The sequence below is a fragment of the Kitasatospora saccharophila genome (genome assembly GCF_039529925.1).
GTDB classification, from domain to species: domain Bacteria; phylum Actinomycetota; class Actinomycetes; order Streptomycetales; family Streptomycetaceae; genus Kitasatospora; species Kitasatospora saccharophila.
In genome coordinates this window covers 110,021-128,793 of record NZ_BAAANS010000007.1, presented here as the reverse complement: position 1 = coordinate 128,793, position 18,773 = coordinate 110,021, and the positions used below count along the sequence as shown (strand labels likewise).

General features: G+C 72.9%; 16 protein-coding genes. 12 read left to right on the top strand and 4 right to left on the bottom strand.

Annotated elements, in window-relative coordinates; all coding sequences use genetic code 11:
• Positions 1-43: 43 nt before the first annotated feature.
• Genes ABD345_RS07590 through ABD345_RS07580 form a run of 3 tightly spaced genes read right to left on the bottom strand, consistent with a single transcriptional unit; the run spans position 44 to position 1,843 of the window.
• A complete protein-coding gene (locus ABD345_RS07590) occupies positions 44-178 on the bottom strand; it encodes a hypothetical protein (protein WP_344551090.1) in 135 nt (44 codons plus the stop codon).
• On the bottom strand, positions 175-1,305 hold the full coding sequence (locus ABD345_RS07585; RefSeq protein ID WP_344551089.1) for a radical SAM protein: 1,131 nt from the start codon (positions 1,303-1,305) through the stop codon (positions 175-177). Before ABD345_RS07585 ends, ABD345_RS07590 begins: the two co-directional genes overlap by 4 nt.
• 1 nt (position 1,306) lies before the next feature.
• Positions 1,307-1,843, bottom strand: a complete 537-nt coding sequence (locus tag ABD345_RS07580) for an ATP-binding protein (protein ID WP_344551088.1) — start codon at positions 1,841-1,843, stop codon at positions 1,307-1,309.
• 240 nt (positions 1,844-2,083) lie between these two features.
• On the opposite strand from ABD345_RS07580, the gene ABD345_RS07575 reads away from it, so the two are divergent.
• On the top strand, positions 2,084-3,433 hold the full coding sequence (locus tag ABD345_RS07575) for an NsdA family TPR-like regulatory protein (protein ID WP_344551087.1): 1,350 nt from the start codon (positions 2,084-2,086) through the stop codon (positions 3,431-3,433).
• A gap of 269 nt (positions 3,434-3,702) precedes the next feature.
• Here the strand turns inward: ABD345_RS07575 and ABD345_RS07570 are convergent, their stop codons facing one another.
• Positions 3,703-4,542 carry a hypothetical protein gene (locus ABD345_RS07570; RefSeq protein WP_344551086.1) on the bottom strand — a complete coding sequence of 280 codons (840 nt, stop codon included), beginning with the start codon at positions 4,540-4,542 and terminating at the stop codon, positions 3,703-3,705.
• A gap of 339 nt (positions 4,543-4,881) precedes the next feature.
• Between ABD345_RS07570 and ABD345_RS07565 the strand changes: the two genes are divergently transcribed.
• From ABD345_RS07565 to ABD345_RS07515, 11 genes are all read left to right on the top strand, one after another.
• A complete protein-coding gene (locus tag ABD345_RS07565; RefSeq protein ID WP_344551085.1) occupies positions 4,882-5,100 on the top strand; it encodes a hypothetical protein in 219 nt (72 codons plus the stop codon).
• Between the two features lie 699 nt (positions 5,101-5,799).
• On the top strand, positions 5,800-6,666 hold the full coding sequence (locus ABD345_RS07560) for a YihY/virulence factor BrkB family protein (protein WP_425556779.1): 867 nt from the start codon (positions 5,800-5,802) through the stop codon (positions 6,664-6,666).
• A 479-nt stretch (positions 6,667-7,145) separates the two neighbouring features.
• Positions 7,146-7,913: a dienelactone hydrolase family protein gene (locus tag ABD345_RS07555; protein WP_344551083.1), complete on the top strand. Its 768-nt coding sequence runs from the start codon at positions 7,146-7,148 to the stop codon at positions 7,911-7,913.
• 240 nt (positions 7,914-8,153) lie between these two features.
• Entirely contained in the window at positions 8,154-8,351 is a 198-nt protein-coding gene (locus ABD345_RS07550) for a hypothetical protein (protein WP_344551082.1), read from the top strand.
• Positions 8,352-8,869: 518 nt separating this feature from the next.
• The gene (locus ABD345_RS07545) at positions 8,870-9,853 is read left to right on the top strand and encodes a TauD/TfdA dioxygenase family protein (protein WP_344551081.1); all 984 of its coding nucleotides are present in this window, start codon (positions 8,870-8,872) and stop codon (positions 9,851-9,853) included.
• A 49-nt stretch (positions 9,854-9,902) separates the two neighbouring features.
• Positions 9,903-11,186 carry an ROK family protein gene (locus ABD345_RS07540; protein ID WP_344551080.1) on the top strand — a complete coding sequence of 428 codons (1,284 nt, stop codon included), beginning with the start codon at positions 9,903-9,905 and terminating at the stop codon, positions 11,184-11,186.
• Between the two features lie 72 nt (positions 11,187-11,258).
• On the top strand, positions 11,259-12,872 hold the full coding sequence (locus ABD345_RS07535) for an ABC transporter substrate-binding protein (RefSeq protein WP_344551079.1): 1,614 nt from the start codon (positions 11,259-11,261) through the stop codon (positions 12,870-12,872).
• A 3-nt stretch (positions 12,873-12,875) separates the two neighbouring features.
• The gene (locus tag ABD345_RS07530; RefSeq protein WP_344551078.1) at positions 12,876-13,820 is read left to right on the top strand and encodes an ABC transporter permease; all 945 of its coding nucleotides are present in this window, start codon (positions 12,876-12,878) and stop codon (positions 13,818-13,820) included.
• 7 nt (positions 13,821-13,827) lie between these two features.
• Positions 13,828-14,682 carry an ABC transporter permease gene (locus ABD345_RS07525; RefSeq protein ID WP_344551077.1) on the top strand — a complete coding sequence of 285 codons (855 nt, stop codon included), beginning with the start codon at positions 13,828-13,830 and terminating at the stop codon, positions 14,680-14,682.
• Between the two features lie 47 nt (positions 14,683-14,729).
• Positions 14,730-16,367, top strand: a complete 1,638-nt coding sequence (locus ABD345_RS07520; protein WP_344551076.1) for an ABC transporter ATP-binding protein — start codon at positions 14,730-14,732, stop codon at positions 16,365-16,367.
• Positions 16,364-18,730: an arylsulfatase gene (locus tag ABD345_RS07515; RefSeq protein WP_344551075.1), complete on the top strand. Its 2,367-nt coding sequence runs from the start codon at positions 16,364-16,366 to the stop codon at positions 18,728-18,730. The genes ABD345_RS07520 and ABD345_RS07515 overlap by 4 nt, the downstream gene beginning before the upstream one ends.
• The last annotated feature ends 43 nt before the right edge of the window (positions 18,731-18,773 follow it).

The following is an 18,773-nucleotide window of genomic DNA, read 5'->3' as shown; positions in this document are numbered from 1 at the left end:
GCGAAAGCGACCGGGGCCTGCGGGTTTTCGACCGTTCAGTGTCTTAGAACGGGTTGTCGTCGCCCGCGTTGCAGGAGCACTTGGTGGACTCGGCGAGTTCGTCGAGGTCGTCGACGAGCTCGATGTCGACCGCGCCGGCGCGGGTGACTCCGAGCTGGATCATGGCCTGGGGGTTCATGCGGACACCTCCTCCCTGGGTCGTCCGTGCTGGCAGTAGCTTGCGAGTGGGGCCTTCGCCTCCTGGTAGAGCTTGGCCATCGGCCGGCAGACCCCGCAGGAGCCGGACAGCCGGCAGCCGGTGCATCCACCGGTGCGAAGCATGAGGGAGTCGGCGATCGCGCCCAGGCGGCGGAGGCCGTCGAGGCCCTCGGTCATGAGGTCCACGCCGGGGTCACGACCGACCTTGCAGATCGACGCCTTGCCGTGCGGGTCGGAGTGGAAGAAGGTGTGGCCGGCGTTGCAGCCGGTGAACACCTTCCGCTGCCGCAGGTGCTTGGCGGACTGCGCGGGCAGCGACTCGGCGCCGCCGTAGATCGTGGGGGCCATGTTGACGTAACTGTTGTGCTCCAGGCCCCAGTTCTCGGCCATGGCGACCATCGCGGCCTCCTCGTCGGTGGAGTGCTCGGTGACGACGAGGTTGAGCCGCATCGGGATTCCGGCCTCCAGGGCGGCGGCCATGCCCTTGTGGAAGGTGGCGAAGGAGCCCTTGCGGCGGGTCAGGCCGTCGTAGCTGGCGGCGCTGGCCCCGTAGACGGAGACGACGACCCGGTAGGCGGGCATCCTGGTGAGGACGTCCAGGATCTTCGGCTGCCACAGGCGCGAGCCGTTGGTGGAGACGGTGAGCATCATGCCGAGCTCGTGGGCGAGGGTGTAGGCGTCGGTGAAGTCGCGGTCGACGGTCGGCTCGCCGCCGGTGATCTGCAGCCACAGCACCCCGGCGTCGCGCATGAGGTGCAGGAGTCTGGCCTTGTCGTCCATGTTCAGGCCCTCGAAGGTCTTCTCGCCGAGGTAGCAGTGCTCGCAGTCGTAGTTGCAGCCGAGGTTGATCTCCCACGACGCGCGGCTGTACTGCGGGTCGGCCGCGGCGCGGACCAGCAGGTAGTCCCGCAGCGGGCGGACGGGCGTCAGGTCCATCGCCCAGCGCTGCCGGGCCGCCTTGACCAGCCAGGGCGGGGTGGCCTCGCCCGCGGCGGTTGCGCGCTCCAGGTCGGTGTACTGCCGCAGCGGGACCTTGATGCCGGCGGTGCTGCCGGGATGGACGACCAGGTAGTCGTCCAGGAACCGGCTGGCGATGAGTTCGTGCACGTCAGTGCCTCCTCGATCGGGTCGGACAGCTGGTGCTCGGGAAAAGTGGGGTGCTTCCGTGCGGGGTGCGGGGACGGGGGTGCAGGGGCCATTGAGGCGGCCGGAAGCGGTCGAACAGCCTCCGGGCCGCGCGGCGGGGCTGCAGCAGGAGCTGGCGGCGGATCAGCGGTTGTTCGGGCAGGTTGAGTTCGGCCCACATCCGCTTCCCGGCCTCGGTCCGCTGGGCGCCGTGGTCGCGTGCGAGGCGCTCGACCAGGAACATGCCCTGGCCGGCCTCCGGGTCCGAGCCGACCGTGCGGGCCCGAGGCAGGATCAGCGAGCCGCCGGAAACCTGCACCATCGCCAACCGCCGTACCGGGTCGGCGTGGACAGCGGCAGTCAGCATCGCGCCCTTGGAGTGCCGCACCGCGTGGGTGACCAGCTCCGAGGTGATCACGTCCAGCGCGGTGCGGGTGTCCTCTTCCAGGCGGATGCCCCAGCCGACGGCAAGGGTCCGGACCCGGCGCCGGGCGGGCCGGACCTGGGAGGGGTCTCTCACGAGGTGGAACGACGAACTGACGGCCATGACGGAGCCCTTCGGCGGCGCTTGGTGAGCGGCACCCACGCCACCGGGATGAACCGAACGCAGTGGTGGGTGCCGCCGAACGGGAAGGCTGGACCGGGCGCCGTTCTCGTGCCCGGTCGACCTGACACCGAGTCAACAGGTGTGCGCCGGGCGTGAACACGGTAGAGAGACCCCGGACGCTTGAAACCCTTGAAACCTCGCCGGGGGGCTGGCATGGCAGCACGGATGCGGACGCCGAACGGCAAGCTCGCCGGGCTGATCGCGCAGTGCCGCTGGTCGAGCAACGGCGAGTTCGCCCGCGCGGTCAACCGGGCCGGCACCGAGAGCGGGATCAAGTTGCGGTACGACGAGTCCGCGGTCTCGCACTGGCTCTCGGGCACCCGCCCGATGGCCAAGTACCGGGCCGTCGTCCTCGAAGCCCTCACCCGCCGGCTCGGCCGCCCCATCACCGCGTTCGAGGCAGGATTCGCCGATCAGCCCGACGTCCAGGCCGCCTCGCCGGATACCGTGGCGGGACTGATCGACCTGGGGAGCACGGACATGGACCCATCGCGAAGGGGCGTGCTCAGCGCGGGCCTGTACTCGGTCGCCCTGACCATCCCCCGTTGGAAGGACGTCCTCGGCCGGTTCGAACGGATCAGGACCGACCCGCACACCCGGATCGGCATGGCCGAGGTCGACGCGGTGATCCAGATGACCGAGCGGATCAGCGAACTCGACGACCAGTTCGGTGGCCGGACCGCCCGACCGATGGCCGCCGCCTTCATGGTCAACAACATCGCCCCGTACCTGAAGGCCGACGCCTCCGACGAGGTCCGCCGGGCAATGCTCTCCGCCGCGGCCGACCACCTGTACCTGACCGGCTACATGGCCGTCGACGAGCGCCTGGACATGCTCGGCCAGAGCTACTACACCAAGGCCCTCGAACTCGCCGGCGCCGCCGGCGACCACCTCACCTACTGCACCACCCTGCGGGGCATGAGCGTGCAGGCCGTCGAACTCGGCCACGGCGCCGCCGCGTTGAGGTACGCGTACGCCGCCTCGGCCGCCTCCCCCGAGGCCGGGCCCAGGATGCGCGCGTTCCTCGCCGGGCAGCAGGCCCACGCACTCGCACAGACCGGCGACGCGAGCGGGGCGCTGGCGATGCTGCACGAGGCGGAGATCGCGATGGAGAAGGCCGAGTCGAAGGCCAAGGCCCACGGCTCCTACGACCCGTCTTCCCTGGCCTACCACGTCGCCCAGGTCAACTATGAACTCGGCCACCGCGGCACCGCGATCCGCGCGATGGAGCAGTCCGAGAAGATCCGCCCCACCGTGTACCGGCGGGCGCGGGTGCGGCACCGCGCAATGCTCGCCGAGTGGAAGCTCCAGGAAGGCCGGCTGGAAGAGGCGGTAGCCGAGTGGCACCGCGCGCTGGACGACTATCCGCACGTCCAGTCAGGCCGGGCTGACGACCGCTACCGGGCGATGCTCACCGCGATCGGCCCACACCGCCGCAACGCTCACGCACGCGAGCTGTACGAACGCGCCCGCCCGCTGGCCAAGCCCGTACCCACCTCCTGAACTGGCACCAGCCTGCCGGATTCGCAGGGAGCTGGGCGGGAGTCCCGCCCAGGCAACCCACTACCCGGCAGGCTGGGCGGTGTCGGCCGATCCGCCCTCTGAGGCTATGCAACCGAGCTGGGTCTTCCGGGGCGATCCGACCGCCAGAACCCGCGTACCAATCAGTGGTACAACCGGCTGGAGTACCACCCCGGCCACGGGCTCGCCGACCACCTTGTTGGCGACCAGAAGTGGGGAGACGCGCTGTACCCTGACCGGGGGCAGCAAGGTCACGCCTGCAGTGGCCGATCGTTGATCTTCGACTCGTAATACTTCAGCTCCATGGGGGCAACCCATGGGCGGGTCGGCGGCCACTGCTGTCCCGGCAACGCGGCATGCGCATTGGTGAACCTCCAGGAGCCGGTCTCCTCTTCGATGTACTCCAGTCCCAAGAGTGCGACGAACCCGTTGATAATGCCGATGATTCCCTCGTCCCGGCCATCGCTGCAACTGATCCACGACCGAAGGTCATACTTACCAGGACCGCCCGCCCTGCGGGTCTGATGGTCGTCGATCCAGCGGTGCAGGGGCTCATACTGCTCCAAGGTCACGGTGACGGACTCGCCAGCAGCGAGCTCAACGCGTGTGCCGAGCGTCGCGTTGGCCACGAAGAGCGGGTCGGTCGGCGCGATGCTCCCATGCAGCATGAACTCTGTGTCCGTGCCGATGTTCCGTATCGTCAGGGTGTAGCGAAGGCCGAGCAGAACGTTCTCATCGCGTGGAGTGCGAAAGATGTAATCGCTGGGCCAGGAACTGCCGGGCGACCATGCTGCCACGGCTTGGCGAAGTGGAGGCCACTCGACCTGGCCCGGAGTGACTGCCAACTGGGGAGCTGCCGTGGCAAGTCGAGCCTTTCGTGCATCCAGCGCACCCAATTCGGAGACGGTGAGGGCCTGCGCTGCCGTGGTGTTGGCCTCCGCGCTGAGCTGGTTGGCGCGCTCGCTGGTGGCGACGGCTTCGCGGGCGATCCGGGTCTGCTTCACCGCCCAGACGCAGCTGAAGACAGCGGCCACGAAGGCCATGCCAGCGATGACGGCCGAGACGAGGGCGATCTTGTCGGAGCTTGTCACAGTTGCACCGTACGAGCCGGAGTACGTGCCAGAGAAGGCTCTGTGCCGGAGAGAGCCTGGAACATCTGGAGCACCACCCCGACCTGACCTCGCCGCCCACCTCGACCATGACGCCGCGAACCAGGAACAGGTCCTCGCCGCAGATGCACCAGAACCACTCGGTTGGAGCGGGACCGGGCGGTCGTGCCACGGTAAGGCCCCACACCGGATGCCGGCGTGGAACCTGGTGGCAGCGAGACGTCGCGGGCGTCCGCGGCGGAAAATCGAAAGGGCGATCGCATGGTGGAGTTCTGAATCGGGGAACGTCGGTTCCGGACGAAGGGCGAGACCGAGGCCGCCGTGAAGGCAGTGCTCCATGAGCATCACATCAGCACCGAGCTGAGCGGCGAGGAGTTCGCCACTGCCGAGGGCGGGTGGGACAAGATCGCGTTAACGTCGTCGGCCGAGTACGGGGTCGGCGCATTCGTCGACCGCGACCAAGCCGAACGCCGGCGCAACCACTGGGGCAGGCGCGCGGTTCTCGGCCTGCTTACGCAGGAGGAGAACCGCACTCGCTGACTTCCCGGCCAGAGACCGGTCAGCGGTCGCAGCCTCGCACCTGGCCTTACCGCACTGTGAGGCCCGTTCAGCACTCGGCGGGAGCAGATCGGTCAATCCCGGCAGGGGCCGGGATCCGGAGGAGCCCCTGCCAGCCTCCGCGTGACTGGAAGCCCGACGCATCAGGCGGATGAGCATTCAAGCCACAGTCCGGCCGGACGGAGCGAAGCGGGCGCGGCACTGCCGAATCGGCCGTAGGACGATGAATGCCCCCGCCGCCCGGCCGGATCACTGGACGTCCTGCCCAAGCTCAGTTGGCTTCGCTTATGTGTGCAGTTGGCTCCGCCTGCCGCTGGAAGCGCCGCTCGGAATACCGGCGCCAGAATCGCCAGCATCGGGGGTGATATGCAAGGTCCCTACGAGCGGCGTCCAGAAAGAGGTTCAGCGCCAAGCCAAACGCCTCGTACTGGCGAAGGGCGGCATCGGCATCGCCCCTGCTGTGATAGGGATCCGGTGCTTTGCGTTCGAGTTCCTCGGCCACGCCGGTCGGTTCGCCGCCGGTCGGTTCGCGCCGGGCGGTTTCGCGCCGGGCGGGGCGGGCATCCGGTCCGGGCGACCGGTACGGCGCGTTCGGCTTTCGGTGGGTGGGGGTCTGCGGTGGCTCGGTCGCCGGACGGGGACAGACGTTGGTGGCGGGCGTTGCGGCGCACGCCGTTGCGGATGTGGAACGACGACATCACCGACTTCGCGGCGGCGCTGACGTACTACGCCGTCCTGGCGATCCTTCCGGCGCTGCTGGCCACGGTGGTGGGCTTCGCGCTGATCAGTCCGGCGGCGGCCCGGGAGGCGGCGGTACGGCTGGCGGCCCTGGTGCCCGGTCAGGCCGGCGCGGAGGTGGGCGGGGCGCTGTCCCAGGCGCTGGGGGGCGGTTCGGCCGGGTGGACGCTGCTGGTGGCGGGCGCCGGTAGCGCGCTGTGGTCGTGCTGCAGCTACCTGGCGGTGTTCCGGCGGGCGCTGCACCGGATGCACGGCACCAGCGACCGGCGTTCCCCGTTGGGCCGGGCCCCGCGGATCGTGGTGACCGCGGCGGTGCTGCTGGTGCTGCTCGCGGTGAGCGCCCTGGCACTGATCCTGAGCGGCCCGGTCGCGGAGGGGGCGGGCCGGGTGCTGCACCTGGGCGGGACGGCTCCGCTGGTCTGGTCGGTGGTCCGCTGGCCGGTGCTGCTGGTGGTGGCGGCGGCGCTGGTGCTGATCGTCTTCCGGACCGGCCCCGAGGCGGCCTGGCGGCGGTGGGGCAGTCTGCCGGGCGGCACGCTGGCGGCGGCGCTCTGGCTGGTCTTCTCGGCGGGTTTCGCGCTGTACACCAGCGTCCTGGGCACGTACAGCCACCTGTACGGTTCGCTGGCGGGGACGGTGGTGTTCCTGATCTGGCTCTGGCTCTCCAACCTGGCGCTGCTGGCGGGCGCGCAGTTCACGGCGGAACTGCGCCGCGCCGCCGCGGAGCGCCCCGTCCGGCCGGAGGAGCGCGGCGCGCCCGGACCGGCGGGGGACCCGCCCGCCGACCTGCCCTCCCGGCCCGGGGGGTAGGGCCGGTTCCGAACGGGACGGGCGCCTTCGCTGCCGTCGCCCGTCAGTTCGCGGTGCCGCCGTTCCCGGGGGTGGCGTTCGCGGCGGTGCACGAGCGCGGTGACCCGGGCCGCGTCGCGGGGGCCGTGCGGGCCCCCGGCGTGGACGACCCGGCCGTGCGCCGGGTGCGCTCCGACCCGCTCGGGCTGGTGCGGGTACTGAAGCGGCAGCCCGACGGCGGCGACCTCCGGCTGTGCGGCGGCGACATCCTGGCCGCTCAACTGCTCGCCGAAATAGACGAGTTGGTGCTCAAGCGGTACCCGGTGGTGGCGGGCGGCGGCCTCCCGCGTTCGCCGGGCCGCTGCGCCCGCGCCCGTTCCCCCGGTGGAGACCCTCACTTTCAGCCACGGCGGCACCGTCACCACCTACCGCCCCGCCGGGTAACGTGGCTCCACCGGGCCCGACCGGGTGCCGGGCCGCACGAGGGGGATCAACGCACGATGAACACCGCTGATGTGACGACCCGTTGGGTGCGCCCCGCGGAGGGCGGCCCCGAACTCTTCCTGGCCGCGCCCGCGGACGGCGCGCCGGTGGCCACCGTGGTGGTCGGCCAGGAACTCTTCGGGGTCACGTCCTGGGTGCGCGGGGTGTGCGAGCGGCTGGCCGCCGCCGGGTACGCCGCCGTCGCCCCGGACTTCTACGGCCGGGAGGCCGAGCGGGTCGAGCTGCCCTACGACGACACCGGCCGGGTGGAGGGCTTCGAGCTGCTGGGCTCCCTGACCGCGGAGCAGGTCACCGCCGACACCGCGGCGGCCCTGGCCCTCGGCGCCTCGCTGGGCGGCGGCCCCGGCCGGGCCTTCGTCGGCTTCTCGGTCGGCGGCCACCTGGGCCTGCTGGCCGGCACCCGCCTCCCGCTGGACGTGGTCGCCGCCTGCTACCCCACCTGGACCCTGGAGGGCGGTACCCCGCTCGCCGACGACCACCCGCCGCTCACCGAGCGGGGCGCGGCCGCGCTCGCCGCCCACGGCACCACCGTCCTCGGCCTGGTCGGCGCCGAGGACCACATCGTCCCGCCCGAGCAGTGGGAGCGGATCACCGAGCGGCTCACCACCGCGGGCGTCGGCCACGACCTGGTCACCTACGCGGGCGTCCCGCACGGCTTCCTCTGCGCGGACCGCCCCGCCACCCACCGCCCGGCCGAGACCGCGGACGCCTTCGCCCGCATCCTCGCCGCCCTGGCCGGCCTGTCGGCCGTCCCGACCGTCTGACGCACCCCGTCCTGCCCCGTCCTGCCCCACCCTGCCCCGTCCGGCCACCCGCCGGGCGGGGCCGTTGCTTTCCCGAACCGCGCCGCCGGCCGCACCCCCAGCCCCGCCGCCGGCCGCACTGCCCGCTGCGCCGCCGGCCCCGCCGGCTGCGCCGAACGGACGACCCCGCGTCACCGGCCGCGCCACCCCCGCGTTGAACCGGCGTCAGCCACACCCCCCGACCCCCGAGGACCTCACCCCGTGCGCACCGCCCTCACCACCCTCGCCCTCGCCGCCGCCCTGCTCGCCCCCGCCGGGGCGGCCGCCGCCGCGGCGGAGGCCCCGGCGCCCGTCCCCAACCAGGGCTACAGCATCCCCGTCGGCGCGATCACCGACCTGGGCGCGCTCCCGGTGCTGGGCGGCCTGGGCAACGACTTCGCCCACCTGCTCGGCCAGTAGGACGCCCCCGGCGCGGGGGGCGCCGGGCGGGGGCGCAGGGGGTGCGCGGGGGGCGGACAGGGGGGTGGCGGGGTTGTTTCCGCTCCGAAAGTTTTGCCCGGGGCCGGCGGCGGCGACAAGGGGCTACGGGGGTTCGTCGCGGGGTCGTCACCGGGCCGCAACATGTCGCAATACTCCGCAACACCCGCTCCCAACTGGGGATATGACGATTGACAGCGGGCGTTCGGGCCGAGCACGATGAGCGCCGAGCCCACTCGCAGCGAGCCGGAAGGAGGGCCGATGCGTACCGTCGTTGTCGTCTGTTGTCCGTCGTGCCCGGCCCCGGTGGGTCTGCGTCCGCGCGGCTGTTGTCGGCGCTGCTGCGCGTAGTCGGCGCGCCCTTCCTCCTCTCCCCTCTCCCTTCTCCGTCCGTCACGGCGGTGCGCCCTGTGGGCTGCCCGGTCGCCGTGCGGTGTCCGGCTGTCGTGGCGGCACCCGTGCCGCCGTCGCCGTTCCCCTCTCCCCGAAGGAGTTCCACCATGTCCGTTTCCACGTCCACTCCCGCTCCCACCGCGCTGCGGCTGACCCCGGCGGCGGGCCGGATCGGCGCGGTCGTCCACGACGTCAAGCTGGGCGGCGACCTGCCGGCCGAGACGGTGGCGGCGCTGGAGGCCGCGCTGTACGAGCACAAGGTGCTGTTCTTCCGCGGTCAGGCGCACCTGGACGACGCCGAACACGAGGCGTTCGCACGGCTGTTGGGGCAGCCGGTGTTCCACCCGACGGTGCCCAGCGCGGACGGCCGGTACATCTTCGAGCTGGACGCCACCAAGGGCGTCCGGGCGAACAACTGGCACACCGACGTGACGTTCGTGCCCTCGTACCCGAAGGCGTCGATCCTGCGGGCGCTGGAGCTGCCGCCGGCGGGCGGCAGCACGGTGTGGGCGAACACCGCGGCCGCGTACCAGGACCTGCCGGCGCCGCTGAAGGCGCTCGCGGAGAGCCTGCGGGCGGTGCACACCAACGACTACGACTACGCGGCGAACCTGGCGCTGGCGCCGGAGCTGGCGGACAACGCCGAGGTGGCGAAGCTGTTCCGGCAGGTGTTCGTCTCCACGGCGTTCAAGACCGAGCACCCGCTGGTGCGGGTGCACCCGGTGACGGGCGAGAAGCACCTGCTGCTGGGCTCGTTCGCGCAGAAGATCGTCGGGGTGTCGGGCAAGGACAGCCGGGCCCTGATCGAGCTGTTCCAGCGGTACGTGGAGCGGCTGGAGAACAGCGTGCGCTGGGACTGGCAGGTCGGCGACGTGGCGATCTGGGACAACCGGGCCACCCAGCACTACGCGGTGAACGACTACGGCGACGAGCCGCGCCTGGTGCGCCGGATCACCCTGGACGGCGACCTGCCGGTGGGCGTGGACGGGCGGCCGAGCCGGCTGCTGGAGCCGGCCGACCCGCCGCGGGTGGCGGGCCTGGTCCCGGCCGTCGAGCTGGAGGCCGAGGCGCTGGCCGGCCCGGTCTCCTGACCGGTCGATCGACGACGCAACCACCCGGCACAGCAGAGGAGTCGAATCCGTGACCAGCACCGTCCGCGGCATCCCGGCCGGCCCCGCGCCGCACTCCGCGACGCGTCCGGTGGCGCGCCCCGCGGGGCACGCCGCGCCGCGCCCCGCGTCCCGGCCCGGGGACGACCGGCGGGAGGCGAACGCGGCCACCGTGCTGCGGGCGGTGCTGGACCACGGGCCGGTGGCGCGCAGTGCGGTGGCCCGGTTGACGGGGCTGAGCGCGGCGGCGGTCTCCCGTCAGGTGGTGGATCTGCTGCGGCTCGAACTGCTGGCGGAGCGGCCGGAGTTGGCGGTCGCCGCGCCGGGGGTGCGGGGCCGTCCGCAGCTGCCGCTGGAGGTGGACGCGGAGCGCCTCGCGGTGGCGGGGCTGCACGTGGGCCTGCCGTTCAGCACCTTCGCGCTGCTGGACCTGCGCGGCCGGGTGCTGTTCCGGCAGGAGCTGCCCAACGGCGGGCGGCGCGGGTCGGCGGTGCTGAAGGCGCTGCTGGCCCGGCTGCCGCGGCTGCTGGCGGCGGCCGCGGCCGCGCCGGCCACGGCCGGGCGGCGGGTGCTGGGGCTGGGTGCGGTGACCGGCGGGGCGGTGGATCCCGAGCGCGGGGTGACCGTCCGGCACGAGCCGCTGGGCTGGCACGAGGTGCCGTTGCGGGCGCTGCTGGAGCGGGCGACGGGGCTGCCGGTGCGGGTGGACAACCACGCCCGGGCGCTGGCGGCGGCGGAGGTGCTGTTCGGTGATCCGGCGGCCCGGCGGTCGATGGTGCAGCTGTTCGTGGGCCACGTGGTGGACGCGTCCATCTCGGTGGCCGGGACGGTGCACCAGGGGCCGCCGTCGGTGACCGGTGACGGCGGGCACCTGCCGGTGCCGGGCAGCACGGCGCGATGTCACTGCGGCCGCAACGGCTGCCTGTCGGTGGCGGCCTCGGACGACACGCTGTTCGAGGCGGCCGTGGCGCAGGGCGTGATCGCCCGGCCGGACCGGGGGCTGCTGCTGGCGGCCGTCCGGTCCGGCGACGCCCGGGCCGACGCGCTGGTGCGCGAGCGGGCCCGGGTGGTGGGCGGGGCGCTGGCCCTGCTCGCCGACGTGGTCAATCCGGACCTGCTGGTGCTGACCGAGACCTTCGCGGTGGCCGACCCGGTCTACCTGGACGTGGTGCGCGAGGAGTTCGCGCTCCGCTCGCACCTGCACCGGGACGCCGACCTGCTGGTGGCGCAGCGCTTCGGCGCGGATGCGCTGGCGGTGGCGGCCTGTGCGCCGGTGCTGGGCGAGCTGTACGCCCGTCCGCTGCTGAACCTGTGACACCCGGGCCTCCCTGCCCCCGCGCATTCTTCCCAATCATCCGAACTCGCTTCTCCTGAAGGACTGTTGACCATGAACGCGTTCTCCGCCGGCTCCGGTGGCCCGCTCCCCCTCTCCGCGATCTCGCGCCGGGCGCTGCTGCGCGGCGCCCTGGCGGGTGCCGGTCTGCTGGCGCTGTCGGCCTGCCGTTCGGCGGCGGACTCCGCGGCGGGGACGGACGCGGCGGCGTCGGGCGACGCGGCCTCGCCGCGCCGGGGCGGGGTGCTGACGGTGGGCGTCGGGGTGGACTTCACGCCGGCCCTGCTGTTCGCGCAGAGCGCCAACTCGCTGCTGCAGCGGCTGGTGTTCAACACGCTGACCCGCTACGACGAGCAGCTGCGCCCGCAGCCGGAGTTGGCGAAGAGCTGGGAGGTGGCGGCGGACGGGCTGGGCGTGACGCTGAAGCTGCGGGACGACGTGACGTTCCACAGCGGGCGGAAGTTCACCGCGGACGACGTGGTGTTCGCGATCAAGAACCTGCAGAACCCGGTGCGGTCGGCGCAGTTGAGGTCGACGGCGCTGACCGTGACGGACTTCCGGAAGAACGGCGACTTCGAGCTGACGCTGGTGCTGGCGCACCCGGTGTCCAACCTGTTCGACCTCTTCGAGTTCATGATCATCCCGGATTCGGCGACCGTCGAGGACGCGGTGGCGGGCACCAAGCTGATCGGCACCGGCCCGTTCACCTTCACCGACCGCAAGCCGGGCTCCTCGCTGAGCTTCGCCCGCAACGAGAAGTACTGGAACCCGGGCCGCCCGTACCTGGACGGGGTGGAGATCAAGGTGATCCCGCAGGCGGAGACGCTGCTGTCCTCGGTGAAGACCGGGCAGACCCAGCTGACGTACGCGGTGCGCGGCAAGGACGTGGCGACGCTGAAGGACGACAAGCGGTTCCGGATCACCCAGTACGACACCGGCGCGGGCGCGTTCTACATCGGCGCGAACCTGTCCTTCCCCGAGGTGCAGGACAAGCGGGTGCGGCAGGCGATCGCCTGGGCGATCGACCGGGACCGGCTGGTGCAGCAGGCGCTGGGCGGGTACGCGACGGTGTCCTCGGTGCCGTGGCCGAAGTCCTCGCCGGCCTACCGGGAGGAGGACGCGAAGCGCTACCACCACGACCCGGAGAAGGCGAAGGCGCTGCTGGCGGAGGCGGGGGTGACCTCGCTGTCGCTGCCGCTGGCGCACCAGTCGGACGCCGGGTCGACGGCGGTCGCGCAGATCCTGCAGTACGACCTGAAGCAGGTCGGCATCGAGGTGCAGCTGCAGCCGGTGGACTCGCCGACCATGCAGAAGCAGCTGATATCCCAGTCCATGCCGGCGCTGTGGACGCTCAGCCACAGCTTCTCGCAGGCGCACCCGGCGACGCTGGCGGTCAGCGCGTACCCGTTCAACGAGGCGAAGAACACCTCGAAGTTCTCCTCCCCGGCGTACACCGACGCGGTACAGAAGGCGTGGAACCGCTCGGACCCGGACAGCGCGGAGGCGAAGGCGCTGTACCAGCAGGTGACGGACATCCTGCTGGACGAGCAGTTCATCGTGGACCTGGCGATCGCCGGGCTGGTGGAGGTCGCGGGCGCGCAGGTGCGCGGGGTGACGCTCAACAAGTACTCGTACCTGAACCTCGACGACGCGTACCTGGCGGGCTGAGCCGTGCGGACCTTCCTGTTCAAACGGCTGCCGAGCGCGCTGGCGGTGCTGGTGGCCGCCTCGTTCACGGTGTTCCTGATGCTGCGGCTGATCCCGGGCGATCCGGCGACCACGCTGGCCGGGCCGGACGCCTCGCCGGCCACCGTCGCGGCGATCCGGGCCCGGCTGGGGCTGGACGCGCCGCTGGCCGAGCAGTACCTGCACTGGCTGGGGCAGGTGCTCAGCGGTGACCTGGGGCCGAGCTACGCGATCGGCGGGCAGGTGTCCGAGCTGATCGGGGACGGCCTGGCCGCGACCTTCCAGCTCACCGTCGCCGCCCTGCTGCTGGTGGTGCTGCTGGCGGTGCCGACCGCGCTGTACGCGGTGTCGGCGCGGCGGCGGGGCCTGGCGGGGGTGCTGCGGGCGCTGACCACGGGGGCGCTGGCGGTGCCGCCGTTCGTCACCGGGGTGGTGCTGGTGCTGGTGTTCGCGGTGGGCCTGGGCCTGCTGCCGGCCGGCGGGCACGCCTCGCTGTTCGACGCGCCGGACCTGGCGGTGCAGTACCTGGCGCTGCCCGCGCTGTGCCTGGCGCTGCCGAGCGCGGCGATCCTGGCCCGCTACCTGCAGGACGGGCTGGAGCGGGCGCTCGGCGAGGACTACGTGCGCACCGCGACGGCGCTGGGGGTGTCGCGGCGCCGGATCCTGTGGCGGCACGCGCTGCCGAACGCGCTGCCGCCCGCCGTGACCGTGCTGGGCCTGCAGATCGGGCAGCTGATCGCGGGCGCGGTGGTGGTGGAGCGGATCTTCGCCTGGCCGGGCCTCGGCCAGCTGATCGAGCAGGGCGTGTCGCGCCGCGACTACCCGGTGGTGCAGGACCTGCTGCTGCTGGTGGTGGTCGGCTACGTGGCCGTGCAACTGCTCACCGACCTGCTGTACTCCTGGCTCGACCCGCGCGTGCGGTGGGAGTGACGACACGATGACCACGATCTCCTCTCCTCTTCTCCTCAAGGCGGCCCGCCCGCGCAACCGCTACGTCGCCGGGCTGCTGACCTGGCGGGGCGTCAGCGGGCTGGTGCTGGTCGGCACGGTGGCGCTGGCCGGGCTGCTGGCGCCCTGGCTGACCGACGCCGACCCGAACGCGCAGGGCCCGCAGGCGCTGGCCACCCCGAGCGGGGCGCACCCGCTGGGCACCGACGACATCGGGCGGGACCTGCTCAGCCGGATCCTGCACGGGATCCTCACCGACCTGTCGATCATCCTGACGGCCGTGCCGGCGGGCGCGCTGGCCGGTGCGGCGCTGGCCCTGCTGGCGGGCACCTCGCGGGCCGCCGACCTGGTGGTGCAGCGGCTGTTCGACCTGGTGCTGTCCTTCCCCGGGCTGATCCTCGGCCTGGCGGTGACGGCGATCCTCGGGCCGGGCCGCTGGCCGGTGGTGATCATCATCGCGCTGGCCGAAGTCCCTTACTTCGGGCGGCAGTTGCGGGCGGGCGTGCTGGTGCAGCAGGAGCGCGAGTACGCGCTGGCCGCCCGGGTGGGCGGCGCGAGCCGGGCCCGGGTGCTGCTGCGGCACGTGCTGCCGAACGCGGTGGACCCGCTGATCGTGCAGGGCGCGGTGGCGCTGTCGGTGGGCGTCTTCATCGAGGGCGCGCTCAGCTTCCTGGGCCTGGGCGTCCGCCCGCCGGAGCCCACCCTGGGCAGCCTGATCAGCGGCTCGGTCGCCTACCTGGACACCAACCCCGTCCTGGCCGCCGCCCCGCTGGCCGTCACCACCGCGCTCGTCCTCGGCTTCACCCTGCTGGCCGAGGCCCTGAACCGGGGAGCGCGCGGATGAGCGCGGGAACCCGACCCCAGCAGAGTCCCGAGCCGGAGGGCCGCCCGATGACCGAACTGATCGACCGTCCCCCGCTGGTGGACCGACTCCCCTCCCCCACCGCCGAGTTGCTGCGGGTGCGCGACCTGCACGTGGCCTTCGGCGAACGGGTCGCGGTGCGCGGGGTGGAGTTCGCGCTGGGAGCCGGGGAGAGCCTGGGGATCGTCGGCGAGTCCGGGTCGGGCAAGTCGACGACGGCGCTGGCGCTGCTGCGGATGCTGCCCGCCGGGGGCCGGATCACCGGCGGCTCGGTGGAGCTGGGCGGGCAGGACCTGGCCGGGCTGCCGGAGGAGGCGCTGCGGGCGGTGCGCGGCAGGCGGATCGCGATGGTCTTCCAGGACCCGATGTCCTCGCTGAACCCGGTGCTCTCGGTGGGCCGCCAGCTGGACGAGGCGCTGCGGGCGCACGGCGAGCGCCGGACGAAGGCCGAACGCTCGCTGCGGGCGGCGGAGTTGCTGGAGCTGGTGGGCGTGCCGAAGGCCGCCACCCGGCTGGACGACTTCCCGCACCAGTTCTCCGGCGGCCAGCGCCAGCGGATCATGATCGCGCTGGCGCTGGCGCACGACGCCGAGGTGCTGGTCGCGGACGAGCCGACCACCGCGCTGGACCCGACCGTGCAGCGGCAGATCCTGCGGCTGCTGGCCCGGATCAACCGGGAGCGCGGCACCGCGCTGGTGGTGATCAGCCACGACCTGGGCGTGATCGCCGAGACCTGCTCCCGGCTGCTGGTGATGCGCGACGGCGAGGTGGTCGAACAGGGCGGCACCGAACGGCTGTTGACCGATCCCCGGCACGCCTACACCAAGTCCCTGCTGGCGGCGGTGCCCCGGCTGGACGCCCCGTCCCGGGCGGCCGCGAACAGCACCCCGGGGGCCGAACCGCTGCTGGTGGTGCGCGGGTTGGCGAAGGGCTACGGGCCGCGCCGGCGGCGGACGGTCGCACTGGCGGACGTCGACCTGGAGTTGCACCCGGGCGAGACGCTGGGCCTGGTCGGCGAGTCGGGTTCGGGCAAGTCGACGCTGGCCCGGGCCCTGGTGGGCGGGCACGCGCCCGACGCGGGCAGCGTCAGCTTCGCCGGCCGGCCGCTGGACGGCCGGCGGGCCCGGCGGGAGGTCCAGATGGTCTTCCAGGACCCGTACGCCTCGCTGAACCCCCGGCTGACGGTGGGCCGGATCATCGCCGAGCCGCTGATCGCGCACCGGATCGGCGACCGGGCGCAGCGGCAGGCCCGGGTGGCCGAACTGCTGGAGCAGGTGGGCCTGGAGGCGTCGGCGGCGGCCCGTTCGCCGCGCGAGTTCTCCGGCGGCCAGCGGCAGCGGATCGGCATCGCCCGGGCGCTGGCGCCGGAGCCGAGCGTGCTGGTCTGCGACGAGCCGGTGTCGGCGCTGGACGTGTCGATCCAGGCCCAGGTGATCGACCTGCTGGCCCGGTTGCAGCGGGAGTTGGGCCTGGCGGTGCTGTTCATCGCGCACGACCTGGCGGTGGTGCGGCAGGTCAGCCACCGGATCGCGGTGCTGCACCGGGGCCGGATCGTGGAGAGCGGCCCGGCCGACCGGGTCATCACCGCTCCCGAACACCCTTACACGGCCGAACTGTTGGCGGCCGTCCCGTCCCTTCCCACCCCTACCGCCGGGAGCCTGCTGTGACCGAACGGACCGAGCCGACCGAGCCAACTGAGCCGACCGAGGGCGCCGGCCGGCGCCGCGATCCGTACCAGGGCTTCCCCGGGCGGGTGGGGCGGACGTTCGGCGAGTCGGTGCCGTCCTGGCCGCGCCGGGTGCGCCCGCGCGAAGGGGCGCCGAACGTGGTGGTGGTGCTGGTCGACGACCTGGGCTACAGCGACATCGGGCCGTTCGGCTCGGAGGTGCCGACGCCGGTGCTGGACGCGCTGGCCGAGCGGGGCGTGAAGCTCGCCAACTACCACACCATGCCGCTGTGTTCACCGGCCCGGGCGGCGCTGCTGACCGGTCTGAACCCGCACCGGGTGGGGTACTCGTTCGTGGCCAACGCGGACCCGGGCTTCCCCGGCTACGGGATGGAGATCGCGGACGACATCCCGACCCTGGCGCAGACCCTGCACGACGCCGGGTACGCGACGTACGCGGTCGGCAAGTGGCACCTGACCCGGGACTCGGCCTCCTCGGCGGCCGACAGCCGGGCCAACTGGCCGCTGCAGAAGGGCTTCGACCAGTACTACGGGGTGCTGGAGGGGCTGACCAGCCTGTTCCACCCGCACCAACTGGTGTGCGACAACTCGCCGTTGGACATCGACGAGTTCCCGGACGGCTACTACTACACCGACGACATCACCGACCGGGCGATCGGCATGGTGAAGTCGCTGCGGGCGCACGACGCGGACAAGCCGTTCTTCCTCTACCTGGCGCACAACGCGGTGCACGGCCCGCTGCAGGCCAAGCCGGAGGACCTGGAGCGGCACCGGGGCCGCTACGACGGCGGCTGGGACGAGCTGCGCGAGCGGCGCTTCGCCCGGCAGCTGGCGGCCGGGCACTTCCCGCCCGGCACCGAACTGCCGGAGCGCAACGGCGAGGCCGGGTACGAGGTCGGGGCGTGGGACGAACTCGACGAGGTGCAGCGCAAGTTGTACGCCCGCTACATGGAGGTGTACGCCGCGATGGTCGACAACGTCGACCGGAACCTGGGCCGGCTGACCGCCGTCCTGGAGCAGCTCGGCGAACTCGACAACACCATCGTGGTGTTCACCTCCGACAACGGCGGCACCGGCGAGGGCGGCGCGGAGGGCACCCGCAGCTACTTCAGCCGCTTCGTCCACCACCCGAACCTGCCCGCCGACTGGAACCCGGACGTGCAGCGGGAGATCGACCTGATCGGCGGCCCGCAGTCGCTGGTGCACTACCCGCGCGGCTGGGGCATGGCCTCCAACACGCCGTTCCGGCTGTACAAGGGCCAGACCCACGCGGGCGGCGTGCGGGTGCCGTTCGTGCTGTCCTGGCCGGCCGGGCTGCCGCGCGCGGCCGGCGACGACGGGGTGCGCGGACAGTACCAGTACGTCACCGACCTGCTGCCGACGCTGCTCGAACTCGCGGGCGTGCGAAGGCCGCTGGAGCGCGGCGGCCGTCCGGTGCAGGAGCTGGACGGGGTGTCGTTCGCGTCCGTGCTGCGGGCCGCCGACGCGCCCTCCACCCACCGCGAGCAGTACTGCGAGATGACCGGCAACCGCTCGTACTACCGGGACGGCTGGAAGCTGGTCACCCTGCACCGGCCGGGCGCGCCCTACGACGACGGCGAGTGGGCGCTCCACGACCTGCGCACCGACCCGACCGAGATCCACGACCTGGCGGCTCAGCACCCGGAGCTGGTCAAGGAGTTGGCCCAGGCGTGGGAGGACGCGGCCTGGCGCGACGGGGTCTTCCCGCTGGCCGACGCCTCCGGCGGCTTCGTGCTGCGCAACCCGGAGGAGGAGGCGCTGCGCCGCCCGGTCACCCTGCTGGCCGGGACGCCGGAGCTGGAGCGCTACCGCTCCTCCCGGCTGGTGGCGTTCCGCTCGTTCACGGCCGAGGTCGCGCTCGACCACCACGGCGCCGCCGACCAGGGCGTGCTGGTCTCGCACGGCGACCAGGGCGGCGGCTACAGCCTGTACGTGGAGGACGGGCGGCTGCGGCTGGCGTACAACCAGTACGGCGAGCTGTTCGAGGCCGACGCGGGCGAACTGCCGCCCGGGGCGCACCTGGTGGCGCTGGAGGCGACGGCGGTGGCCGAGCTGAAGTGGACGTTCGAGGTGCGGGTGGACGGGGTGGTGGCGGGTGCGCTCGGCCCGGTGCACCAGCTGATCGGGATGGCCCCGTTCCAGGGCATCAGCGTCGGCGTGGACCGCAAGTCGCCGGTGTCCTGGCCGGTGTGGGAGCGCCACCGCTCGTTCCGCTACACCGGGGCGCTGCGCTCGGTGACCTACCTGCCGGGCCCGGCGGCGCCGTACGACCCGGAGACGGTGGTGCGGGCGCTGCGGGAGGCGGCGGCGGCCTTCGAGTAGCCGGGGCGGGGGCGGGGCCGGGAGGTCGGCAGCCGCAAGGTTG

What these genes read in the sequence shown, in the direction of transcription:
- ABD345_RS07590 (WP_344551090.1), bottom strand. Translation starts at nt 178, where the DNA reads ATGAACCCCCAGGCCATGATCCAGCTCGGAGTCACCCGCGCCGGCGCG.
- ABD345_RS07575 (WP_344551087.1), top strand. Translation starts at nt 2,084, where the DNA reads ATGGCAGCACGGATGCGGACGCCGAACGGCAAGCTCGCCGGGCTGATC.
- ABD345_RS07560 (WP_425556779.1), top strand. Translation starts at nt 5,800, where the DNA reads ATGTGGAACGACGACATCACCGACTTCGCGGCGGCGCTGACGTACTAC.
- ABD345_RS07555 (WP_344551083.1), top strand. Translation starts at nt 7,146, where the DNA reads ATGAACACCGCTGATGTGACGACCCGTTGGGTGCGCCCCGCGGAGGGC.
- ABD345_RS07545 (WP_344551081.1), top strand. Translation starts at nt 8,870, where the DNA reads ATGTCCGTTTCCACGTCCACTCCCGCTCCCACCGCGCTGCGGCTGACC.
- ABD345_RS07535 (WP_344551079.1), top strand. Translation starts at nt 11,259, where the DNA reads ATGAACGCGTTCTCCGCCGGCTCCGGTGGCCCGCTCCCCCTCTCCGCG.
- ABD345_RS07525 (WP_344551077.1), top strand. Translation starts at nt 13,828, where the DNA reads ATGACCACGATCTCCTCTCCTCTTCTCCTCAAGGCGGCCCGCCCGCGC.
- ABD345_RS07520 (WP_344551076.1), top strand. Translation starts at nt 14,730, where the DNA reads ATGACCGAACTGATCGACCGTCCCCCGCTGGTGGACCGACTCCCCTCC.